Source organism: Kitasatospora sp. NPDC048722 (assembly GCF_040650235.1).
In the GTDB taxonomy this organism is placed as follows: domain Bacteria; phylum Actinomycetota; class Actinomycetes; order Streptomycetales; family Streptomycetaceae; genus Kitasatospora.
Genome location: NZ_JBEZGX010000113.1, coordinates 1 through 11,265 on the forward strand (window position 1 = coordinate 1; position 11,265 = coordinate 11,265).

Here is an 11,265-nt window from a genome sequence, read left to right on the forward strand (position 1 = left end):
GAGCGCTTGCATGGCATGCAAGAGGTCTGGGGTTCAATTCCCCATAGCTCCACAGTCGCCGAGAGGCCGCCACCCACCGGGTGGCGGCCTCTCGTGTTTCCCGGGGTCGCCGGTTTCCCGGGGTCGCCGGGATGGCCGTGGTCGCCGTTGCCGGGCCCGCGTGTCGCGGACGTGCCGTCATCCGGCCCGCCCGGGGGCGCTGCGGAAACGGATTAGGGGAGCACCCCGGGGAGCGTGTAAAGTAGTCGATGTCGCCGAGGGAAACCGCACGGAAACCCCGGTGACATCGCAGGTCAAGGGGCTATAGCTCAGTTGGTAGAGCGCTTGCATGGCATGCAAGAGGTCTGGGGTTCAATTCCCCATAGCTCCACAGAAGTCGAGGGCCGCTTCCCGAACCGGGAAGCGGCCCTCGGCCGTTGCGGGCCTCGCCGTTCCGCCGCTGCGGGCCCAGCCGTTCAGGCTTCGTGCGCCCCGCCGTACGCCACTCGACTGTGCATGCCACCGGCACGGGACCCGGAAGGACCGCTACCGTCGTGCCATGGCCGATCTGGAGCGAAGGCGGAACGAGGAACTGGCCCGGATACTGCACCAGCTCGGCTGGAGTCCGGAGCGGCTCGCCCGTGAGGTGAACCTCGCCCTGCCGTCCGGCCTGGCCATCAGCTCCACCGCCCCCTACAAGTGGCGCGACCGGGGCATGGTGCCGCGCAGCCCGCACGACCAGACCGTGTGCGAGGTGCTCAGCCGCACGCTCGGCATGGCCGTCACCTACGAGCAGCTCTGGGGCCGCATGGGCGGCCACCGCGGCGCCAAGATCCTCTCGCCGAGGCTGCTCACCGACCCGTGGACCGCCGACACCGCCCAGACCGCCCTGCGCGAGGCCGCCACCGACGCCGGGCCCGTCCGCCTCACCGACTTCTTCCGCAGCGCCGACCTCGACCAGGCCGCCGAACGGCTCTCCTCCCCGCCCCCGCCCGTCGGCGGCGGCGAGGGCGCGCTGCGCGTCGACCCCGGACTCGTCGGCGAACTCAGCCTCTCCTACCGCAGCAAGCAGCGGCTGGAACGCTCCTGCGGCGGCGGCCTCGTCCTCGGCCCCTGCCGCGCCGAACTCGCCATGGTGGCCAAGCTCCTGGAACTCGGCGCCTACGACGAACGGCTCGGCCGCGACCTCTACGGCCAGGCCAGCCGGCTCGCCCGGCTGGCCGGCTGGGCCGCCTACGACCTCGGCCACGACGCCGCCGCCCAGCGGGCGTTCGTCGCCGCGCTGCGCGCCGCCCACGTCAGCGGCGACGCCCGGCTCGGCGTCTTCGTGCTCGGCGGCCTCGTCGTGCTCGCCACCCAGGGCTCGGGCGGGCGCGGACTGGACGCCGTCGCCGCGCTCACCACCGCCCTCGACGCGCACGGCCACGCCCTCGGCGCCCCCGGCCGGGCCCGCCAGCTCGCCCGGATCTCCCGCGCCTACGGGCGCCGCGGCCTGGCCGAGGAGGCCGCCGGGGCCGCCGACCGGGCCTTCGCCGAACTCGAAGGACTGCCCGGCACCGAGGAGGCCCGCGCCGACCTCGCCGGCATGGTGGGCGAGGGCCGGCTGTTCCTCGGTGACCACCGCAGGGCCAAGACGCTGCTCGCCGAGGCCGTCGCCGGCCTCGGCCCCGGCCGGGCCCGGGCGAAGGCGCTGCTCATGGTCCGGCTGGCCGAGACCCACCGCCGCCTCGGCGACCAGCGGGAGGCCGCCCGCACCGCCGCCGCGGCCCGCACGCTCGCCTCCGGCATGCAGTCCGAGCGGGTCGCGCGGGCGCTGCGCGACTTCGACGCGGCCGGGCGCGCGGCATCCCCGGGAGCGCGCTGACCCGCTTGCGGTACCCTGAGCCCATGCGAACCGTGCGCCTGCTCCTTAGCCGGCCGCGCTGACCAGGACCGGCTGCGCCCTCGGGCGGTGCCGGAGTCGGCGTGGCGTCCCCTCCTGCGAGGGGCTTTTTTGTTTTCCGCCCCGTTTCCGGTCCGGTCCGGGGTCTTCCGGTACCCGGCCCGCCGCGTCCGGGGTGCACGTGCCCGGTCCCCGCGTCCGGTCCACGAACACGGCCCCCTGCACGGTTCACGTGCGCGGTGGTTCACGTGCGCGGTTCGCCAACTGACATCGATGGAGCTTGAAGGACCATGAGCGAGACGACCCCTGCGTCCGGCGCGGCCGAGCCCGCGACCGAGCCGTTCCGGTACAGCGCCGCGCTGGCGGCGGAGATCGAGTCCCGCTGGCAGGACATCTGGGAGAAGGAAGGCACCTTCAACGCTCCCAACCCGGCCGGCGACCTGGCCGACCCGGCTGCGGGCGACGTCGCCGCGAAGCCGCACAGCTTCATCATGGACATGTTCCCGTACCCCTCGGGCGCGGGTCTGCACGTCGGCCACCCGCTGGGCTACATCGCCACCGACGTCTACGCCCGCTACCAGCGGATGACCGGCCACAACGTGCTGCACACGCTGGGCTACGACGCCTTCGGCCTGCCCGCCGAGCAGTACGCGGTGCAGACCGGCACCCACCCGCGGGTCTCCACCGAGGCCAACATCGCCAACATGCGCCAGCAGCTGCGCCGGCTGGGCCTGGGCCACGACCCGCGCCGCTCGATCTCCACGATCGACCCGGAGTACTACCGCTGGACCCAGTGGATCTTCCTGCAGATCTTCAACTCCTGGTACGACGAGGCCGCCGGCAAGGCCCGCCCGATCGCCGAGCTGGTCGCCGCCTTCGAGTCCGGCTCGCGCGAGGTGCCGGGCGGCCGCGTCTGGTCGCAGCTGTCGGCCGCCGAGCGCGACGAGGTCCTGGGCGAGTACCGCCTGGCCTACGCCAAGGAGGTGCCGGTCAACTGGTGCCCCGGCCTGGGCACCGTGCTGGCCAACGAGGAGGTCACCGCGGACGGCCGCTCCGAGCGCGGCAACTTCCCGGTGTTCAAGTCCAACCTGCGCCAGTGGATGATGCGGATCACCGCCTACTCCGACCGGCTGATCGCCGACCTGGACCTGCTGGACTGGCCCGAGGCCATCAAGCTGCAGCAGCGCAACTGGATCGGGCGCTCCGAGGGCGCCCGGGTCGACTTCGCGATCGGTGAGGGCGAGGGCGCGGGCGAGAGGATCACCGTCTTCACCACCCGCCCCGACACCCTGTTCGGCGCCACCTACATGGTCCTGGCCCCCGAGCACGGCCTGGTCGACACCATCGTGCCCGCCGAGTGGCCCGCCGGCGTTCCCGCCGAGTGGACCGGCGGCGCCGCGACCCCCGCCGAGGCCGTCGCCGCCTACCGCGCCGCCGCGGCCGCCAAGTCGGACGTCGAGCGGCAGGTCGAGGCCAAGGTCAAGACCGGCGTCTTCACCGGCGCCCACGCCGTCAACCCGGTCAGCGGACAGCCCGTCCCGGTCTTCATCGCCGACTACGTGCTGATGGGCTACGGCACCGGCGCCATCATGGCCGTCCCCGCCCACGACCACCGCGACTTCGCCTTCGCCCGCGCCTTCGCGCTGCCGATGCGCTGCGTCGTCAAGCCCACCGACGGGCGCGGCGAGGACCCGTCGACCTGGGACGACGCGTTCGACACGTACGACTCCGTCATCGTCAACTCCGCCCGGGAACAGGGAGACCTGTCCCTGGACGGGCTGAGCGTCGTCGCCGCCAAGGCCGCCGCCACCGCCTGGCTGGCCGAGCGCGGCATCGGCGAGGGCACCGTCAACTACCGCCTGCGCGACTGGCTGTTCAGCCGCCAGCGGTACTGGGGCGAGCCCTTCCCGATCGTCTACGACGAGGACGGCGTGATGCACGCGCTGCCCGAGTCGATGCTGCCGGTCGAGGTGCCCGAGGTCGAGGACTACTCGCCGCACACCTACGACCCGTACGACTCCACCTCCTCGCCCAAGACCCCGCTGTCCCGCAACGAGGACTGGGTCAACGTCGAGCTGGACCTGGGCGACGGGCCCAAGCGCTACCGCCGCGAGACCAACACCATGCCCAACTGGGCGGGTTCGTGCTGGTACGAGCTGCGTTACGTCGACCCGTCGAACGGCGAGGCCGTCGTCGACCCGGCCAACGAGCGCTACTGGCTGGGCCCGACGGCCACCAAGCCGGCCGGCGGCGCCGACCTGTACGTCGGCGGCGCCGAGCACGCGGTGCTGCACCTGCTGTACGCGCGCTTCTGGCACAAGGTGCTGCACGACCTGGGCCACGTCTCGTCCGTCGAGCCGTTCCACAAGCTGTTCAACCAGGGCATGATCACCGCCGACGTCTACCGCGACGAGCGCGGCTTCCCGGTGCCCGCCGCCGAGATCGAGGAGCGCGACGGCAAGTACTTCTGGCAGGGCGAGCCGGTCAAGCGCGAGGCCGGCAAGATGGGCAAGTCCCTGAAGAACGCCGTCGCCCCCGACGACATCGCCGACGAGTACGGCGCCGACACGCTGCGGCTGTACGAGATGTCGATGGGCCCGCTGGACGTCTCCCGCCCGTGGGACACCCGCGCCGTCATCGGCTCGTACCGCTTCCTGCAGCGGCTGTGGCGCAACGTCGTCTCGGAGTCCACCGGCGAGCTGGTCGTCACCGACGAGCAGCCCGACGAGGCCACGCTGCGCGTGCTGCACAAGGCGATCGACGGCATCCGCGGCGACATGGCCGGGCTGCGCTTCAACACCGCCGTGGCCAAGGCCATCGAGCTGAACAACCACCTGGTCAAGCGCGGCTCCACGCCGCGGGCCGTCGCCGAGCAGCTGGTGCTGCTGGTCGCGCCGCTGGCCCCGCACGTCGCGGAGGAGCTGTGGCGCCGGCTGGGCCACGGCGACTCGCTGGCGCACGCCGACTACCCGGTCGCCGACCCGGCGTACGTCGTCGACGAGGCCGTGACCTGCGTCGTGCAGATCAAGGGCAAGGTCAAGGCCCGGCTGGAGGTCGCGCCGACGATCTCGGACGCCGAGCTGGAGGCGCTGGCCCTGGCCGACCCGGCGGTCGTCGCGGCGATCGGGGACGCTCCGGTGCGCAAGGTGATCGCGCGGGCGCCGAAGCTGGTCAACATCGTCACGGGGTGACGGGCTGAGGGGCTCTCCCGAGTCCGTGCTCGTACGGGCGGGCGTCCTTCGGGGCGCCCGCCCGTTCTCGTCGGGGCTCGGGGCTCGGGGCCCGGGGCTCGGGGCTCGGGGTTCAGGGCTCGGGGCCTGGGGCCTGGGGCTCGGGGCCCGGGGCTCGGGGCGGGGTGCGGGCCCTCCGGGGTGGGGCGGGGCCCGGTTCAGGATGGGGCGCGGCCTTCCGGAGTGGCGCGCGGGCCTTCCGGGGAATCCCCGATCTGTCCCTGATCTCGGGCATCCGGGCCCGTTCGGCCTGCCCCCGGGACCGGCCAGGCGGCTACCGTGGAATCCTCGGCGGGGTTCGTGTTGGCCCGGGGGTCAATCGGTGGGGGGCGGACCGGCGGCGGTCGGCCCGGTGGCGGAAGGTGGCTCGTGATGGACGTGCTCGGCGTGATGCTCGGACTGGCCCTGCTCATCGGGATCGCGATGGTCGTGCTGGCCGTCGTCGGCACCGTCAAGGCGGCCAAGGCCGTCGCCGCCAAGGTCGAGCGCCACGAGGCCAACGCCCGGCGCGCGGTCGAGAAGGCCACGCTCAAGGCCAAGACCTTCGCCAAGCCCGGCCCGCCTGGGCAGATCGCCGCCGTCCGGCTGGGCCTGCGCACCTCGCTCGACGGCACCCGCCAGGTCCTGGAGTTCGGCCGCGCCCAGGACGGCCAGCTCGGCGAGGCGCTCGCCCTGCTGACCCGGCTGGACGCCCACGCGGCCGAACTCGACGGCGAACTGCGCGCGCTGGAGCGCGAGCCCGACACCGGGCGGATCGCGGCCAAGCTGCCCCAGCTGCGGGAACGCGCGGAGCGGATCACCCACTCCGCGGAGACCATGCGCTGGGCGGCGCAGGACCGGATGCACCGCTTCGCGGAGGACGAGCTGAGCCGGCTCAGCCAGGAGTGCGAGAGCGAGGCGGGGGCGCTGCGGCACTGGGACAGTGCGGGGGCGGGGCGGTTCGGTGGTTCTGCCGCTGGTTCTTCGTCGGGTGCTGGTGCTGGTCCTGGTCCTGGTCCTGGTTCGGCTTCGGCAGGTTCGGCGGGGGCGTCCGGGCGGGCGTCGGCTCCCCGGGCCGGGCTCACCGACGGGAAGGGGCGGCTGAGTGCCGAGGACCTGCTCGGGCTCGGCGACCCGCTGGCCAAGATCGCGCACCGGCTGCGGAAGCCGTCCGCGGGGCCCTCGGCCGGTCCCTCGGCGGGCTGATCCGGTGGCGGCGCCGAACGCCGACGGCGGTCGGCGCCGCCGGGCGGGGCTGCCGTTCGAGTCGGTGCGGGGCCGTTCGAGTGCCGCCGCAGTGCCGCGCGGGTGCCGGACGGCGGGCGCTGTCATCCCGGCCGAACGGGGAGTAACCTCCGCCTCATGCCCTCCGACCTCGCCCTTGTCACGGATTCCACGGCCTATCTGCCGCAGGAGGCCCTCGACCGGTACGGGATCACGGTGGTCCCGCTGAGCGTCGCGGTCGGCGACGCGGTCCTCGCCGAGGGCGTCGAGATCTCGCCGAAGGACGTCGCCGAGGCGCTGCGCGGCAAGCAGCGGGTGACCACATCCCGGCCGAACCCCGAGTCCTTCGCCGCGGCCTACCGCGCGGCGGCCGAGGCCGGGGCCCGGGGCATCGTCTCGGTGCACATCTCGGGCGAGCTCTCCGGCACGGTGGAGGCCGCCCGGCTGGCGGCGGCCGAGGCGCCCGTCCCGGTGGAGGTGGTCGACAGCCGGCTCGTGGGCATGGCCCTCGGGTACGGGGTGCTGGCGGCGGCCGAGGCCATCGCGGCGGGGGAGGACCTGGCCGGTGCGGCCGGCGCCGCGACCCGGCGGGCGGGCGGGACCAGCGGCTTCTTCTACGTCGACACCCTGGAACACCTGCGGCGCGGCGGCCGGATCGGCGCGGCACGGGCGCTGCTCGGTTCGGCGCTGGCGGTCAAGCCGCTGCTGCACCTGGACGGCGGGCGGATCGAGCCGCTGGAGAAGGTGCGGACGGCCTCGCGGGCGATCGCGCGGCTGGAGGAGATCGCGGTGGAGCGCTCCGGGGACGGGCCGGTCGACATCACCGTGCACCACCTGGCGGCGGAGGACCGGGCGGAGCCGCTCGCGGAACGGCTGCGGGGGCGGGTGCCGGGGCTGCGGGAGCTGTACGTCGGCGAGGTGGGAGCCGTGATCGGGGCGCACGTCGGGCCGGGGCTGCTGGCGGTGGTGGTGTCGCCCGTGGTGGTCTCCCCGGCGGCGTAGGGGCGGGCGGTGCGGGGCGCTGGTCAATCCGACGGGTGCGCCATCACTCTTCCGAGCTAGCCGATTTATCCACAACTCCCGTGTTGTCCACAGGCTTTCGGTAATGTCCGCGCGTTCGATCGCGGACTCCTAGCGTGCTCCGCATGACGAGCATGGGCCTGGGCGCGGCGAAGCGCCACGAGATCGACGAGGCCGTCCGGGCGCGGATGGCGGCTGTGTTGCCGGGGGCGGGCGCGTTGCCGGTGACGACTGCGGCAGAAGCCCCTGCGCGTGCGGCTGTCGGCGCGGGGGCCGGTGCGGGGGCCGAAGAGGCGGTGACCACGGGACCGCCGCCCGCGGAGCCCGCTTCGAGTGTCGGCACGGTGGGCGTGCCCGCGGGCGAGCTCCGGGGCGAGCCTCGGGGCGGGCTCGATCCGGTGGAGCCGCCGGAGGGTGTGCACCGGGCGCCGTTCCGGTTCGGGCCGGCGGTGGTCCTGGACCGGCGGGCGGTGGTGGGCCTGGCCGTCCTGCTGCTGTTCGCGGTCGGGTACGCCGTGCAGCACTTCTGGCTGGCCCGGCCGCAGGCGGTCGCGGTGCCGGCGCTGACGGCGGGCTCAGGGGCGTCTGTGACGTCGACGCAACCGCTCCCGTCCGGGACGTCCGAGACAGGTGCCCAGGGCGGTCCGCCCGGGGCGGCGCCGCCTGCCGTCGAGCCCGTCGTCGTCGTGGACGTCGGAGGCCGGGTCCACACGCCAGGGCTGCACACGCTGCCCGGCGGCTCGCGCGTGGCCGACGCCCTCCGGGTGGCGGGAGGTCCGCTACCGGAGACGGACACCCGGAGCCTCAACCTGGCCCGGGTGCTGACGGACGGCGAGCAGATCCGCGTCGGCGAACCGGCGCCCCCGCCCGGCACGGACGCCGGCGTCGCCGCCGGACCCGGCCCGGGGCCGCCGTCGGTCGTCCCGTCCAGGCAGTCGGTCAGCCTCAACCGGGCCACCCTCGAACAGCTCGACACCCTGCCCGGTGTCGGACCGACCCTCGCCCAGCGCATCCTCGCGTTCCGCACGTCGCACGGCTCGTTCCGCACGCTCGACCAGCTCCGGCAGGTCAGCGGGATCGGCGCGCGGACGTACGCGGAACTCCGTCCGCTGCTCACCCTCTGACGTCCCGTCCACCAGCCCGTCCCGCCGAAGGGAGGTACCGCCGTGTCCGCCACCGACCAGACCTCGTCCGTTCACACCGCCCGCACCGACTTCCGGCTGTCGCTCCCGGCGGTCGCCGCTTGGGTGGTCGCGGCGGCGCTCCTGGGACGGGCGCCGGGGCACGACGCCGTGTTCTTCTGGCTCGCCGGCACGGGCGCTGTCGCGGGTGCCGTGATGCTCGCCCGGCCGGGAGCGCTGCGCCGGGGAGGCGCGGCGACGACGCTGGCCGCGGTCCTGCTCACCGGTGCGGCGTCGGCCTCCGCGACCCTCCTGCACACCGCCGACCTGCACCGCGGGCCATTGCCGGATCTCGCCCGGGCGGCCGAGCACGGGCCGCCGCGTCCGCCGGGCGAGCCGGTCCGGGGAGTGGCGGTCGAGATGACCGTCGTGGGCGATCCCACGTCCCATGCGTTCCGGGGCGGTACGACCGGCGGGCAGTCCGTGCTCACGCTGGACGCCGTGGTGGACCGCGTCACCGTCTCCGAGGAGCGGGCCGTCCGGACCCGGACACCGGTCACGGTGATGGTGCGGGGCCAGGACGCCGGCCCGTGGCAAGGGCTGCTCCCGTCCACCCGGCTCGCGGTGGAGGCCGAGGTCAGGCCGGCGGGCGAGGGGTACGACACGGAGGCCGCGGCGCTGCTGGTGGCCCGGGGCGAGCCCCGGCTGCTCGCTCCGCCGAGCCTGCCGCAGCGGATCGCCGGGCGGCTGCGCGAGGGACTGCGGACGGCGAGCGCCGGGCTCCCGCCGGACGCGCGGGGGCTGCTGCCCGGGCTCGTCGTCGGGGACACCTCGCGGCTCTCCGACGACCTCCTGGACGCCTTCCGCGCCACCGATCTGGTGCACCTGGTGGCCGTGAGCGGAGCCAACCTGGCGATCGTCCTCGGCGTCCTGCTGGGCGCCCCGGGGCAGGCGGGCACGCCCGAACGACGCGGACTCGCGGCGCTGCTGGGCCTCTCGCTCCGCACCAGCGCCCTGCTCGGGACGGCGCTCACACTGGCCTTCGTCACGATCTGCCGACCTGAGCCCAGCGTGCTGCGGGCAGCGGGGACGGGCCTGATCGGCATGCTCGCGCTGGCCACCGGCCGGCCCCGGCAGGCCGTGCCCGCGCTCGCCGGGGCGGTGCTGCTCCTGGTGCTGCTGGATCCCTATCTGGCGCGGTCGTACGGCTTCCTGCTCTCCGTGCTCGCCACCGCGGGGCTGCTCGTCCTCGGGCCGCACTGGGCCGAGGCGCTGCGGTCCCGGCGCTGGCCGCACCACCTGGCGGGCGCCCTCGCGGCGACGGCGGGGGCCCAGGCACTGTGCACGCCGGTGACGGTGGTGCTGTCCGGGCACGTCAGCCTGGTCGCGATCCCGTGCAACCTGCTGGCCGAGCTGGCGGTGGCCCCGGCGACGCTGCTCGGCTTCGGGGTGCTCGTGCTGCAGCCGCTCTCCCCGGCACTGGCCCGGCTGCTCGCGGAGCCGGCCGGAGTGCCGGCCAGCTGGCTGGCCCTGGTGGCGCGGCGCGGCGCCGAGCTGCCCGGCGGACAACTGGCGTGGCCGGGAGGGTGGTTCGGGGTCGCGACGGTCGGGCTGGCCACGCTGGCGGCCTGTTGGGCGGCGCCGTTGCTGCTGCCCCGGCGGGCGGAGCCCGGCGCGCGTCCTCCCAGCCGGCGATGGGTACGGGCGCTGGTGACCGGCGTGCTGCTGGTGGTCCTGATGACGGTTCTGCTGCGCCCACCGACGCTGAGCCGGATCGCCACGGGCTGGCCGCCGCCCGGGTGGCGGATGGTGATGTGCGACATCGGGCAGGGGGACATGCTGGTGCTGCGGGCGGATGCGCCGGGCAGTGCGGTGGTGGTCGACGCGGGGCCGGATCCGAACGCGGCCGACCGGTGCCTGCGGGACCTCGGCATTACAGGTGTGCCGCTGCTGTTGGTGACGCACTTTCACGCTGACCACGTCGAGGGCGTGCCCGGAGTGCTGCGGGGACGCAGTGTCGGCGCGATCGAGAGCACCGCGCTGGACGATCCCCCGGGCGAGGCGGCCCGGGTGGCGAGGTGGGCGGCCGGCGCGGGCGTGCCCCTGATGCGCGCCAGGCGGGGCGAACATCGCTCGGCGGGAGCGCAGTTGGCGTGGGAGGTGGTCTGGCCGGGTACGGGCACGGACGTCGAGGCGTCGGGTGCCAACAATGCGAGCGTCGCCATGGTGGTGACGGTGGGCGGCGGGGTGCGGATGGCGTTGCTGGGCGATCTGGAGCCCCCTGCGCAGGCTGCGTTGTCAGGGCGGCTGGGGCACGCGGACGTCCTGAAGGTGGCGCACCACGGGTCCGCGCATCAGTACTGGGACCTGGTCGACGCGCTGCGGCCGAGGCTGGCGCTGATCTCGTGCGGCGAGGGCAACTCGTACGGGCACCCGTCCCCGCGGACGGTGGACCGGTTGCGCGGGCTCGGCGCGACGGTGCTGCGCACCGATCGGTCGGGGGACATCGCCGTCACGGGCGATTCCCCGGACACCCTCGGCGTGGCCGTGCACCCGCAGAGCGCGCACGGAGCGCACAAGGCGGGCGCCCACGGCACGGCCGAGCCGGCCGACTCGGCCGGGTCCCGGATCGGTCGGGCCCCGCGGGCCCCGCGGGCCCCGCCGATCTGACGGCCCGCCTTCCTCGCTCTCCTTCCATCCCCCGGGGTGGTGGGTCAGGGGTCTGGGGGATGGGGTGGGGGAGGAGGACCGTGCTCTCCACCCACGACACCAAGCGCAGCGCCGACGCCCGCGCCCGCCTCGCCGTGCTCGCCGAGCAGCCCGAGGCGTG

6 protein-coding genes and 1 tRNA gene are annotated in these 11,265 nt (G+C 74.8%); all 7 read left to right on the forward strand.

What is annotated here, in order from left to right; genetic code table 11:
* The first annotated feature begins 297 nt into the window (after positions 1-297).
* The 7 genes from AB0C76_RS40325 (at position 298) to AB0C76_RS40355 (ending at position 11,105) form a co-directional block, all read left to right on the forward strand.
* A tRNA-Ala gene (locus AB0C76_RS40325) sits at positions 298-370 on the forward strand.
* 168 nt (positions 371-538) lie between these two features.
* The gene (locus AB0C76_RS40330) at positions 539-1,843 is read left to right on the forward strand and encodes a hypothetical protein (RefSeq protein ID WP_359975444.1); all 1,305 of its coding nucleotides are present in this window, start codon (positions 539-541) and stop codon (positions 1,841-1,843) included.
* 308 nt (positions 1,844-2,151) lie between these two features.
* Positions 2,152-5,052: a leucine--tRNA ligase gene (gene leuS / locus AB0C76_RS40335; RefSeq protein WP_359975448.1), complete on the forward strand. Its 2,901-nt coding sequence runs from the start codon at positions 2,152-2,154 to the stop codon at positions 5,050-5,052.
* Between the two features lie 411 nt (positions 5,053-5,463).
* Positions 5,464-6,276, forward strand: a complete 813-nt coding sequence (locus AB0C76_RS40340; RefSeq protein WP_359975451.1) for a hypothetical protein — start codon at positions 5,464-5,466, stop codon at positions 6,274-6,276.
* Positions 6,277-6,432: 156 nt separating this feature from the next.
* Positions 6,433-7,296, forward strand: a complete 864-nt coding sequence (locus AB0C76_RS40345) for a DegV family protein (protein ID WP_359975454.1) — start codon at positions 6,433-6,435, stop codon at positions 7,294-7,296.
* Positions 7,297-7,439: 143 nt separating this feature from the next.
* The gene (locus AB0C76_RS40350) at positions 7,440-8,438 is read left to right on the forward strand and encodes a ComEA family DNA-binding protein (protein ID WP_359975457.1); all 999 of its coding nucleotides are present in this window, start codon (positions 7,440-7,442) and stop codon (positions 8,436-8,438) included.
* 42 nt (positions 8,439-8,480) lie between these two features.
* On the forward strand, positions 8,481-11,105 hold the full coding sequence (locus tag AB0C76_RS40355) for a ComEC/Rec2 family competence protein (protein ID WP_359975460.1): 2,625 nt from the start codon (positions 8,481-8,483) through the stop codon (positions 11,103-11,105).
* The last annotated feature ends 160 nt before the right edge of the window (positions 11,106-11,265 follow it).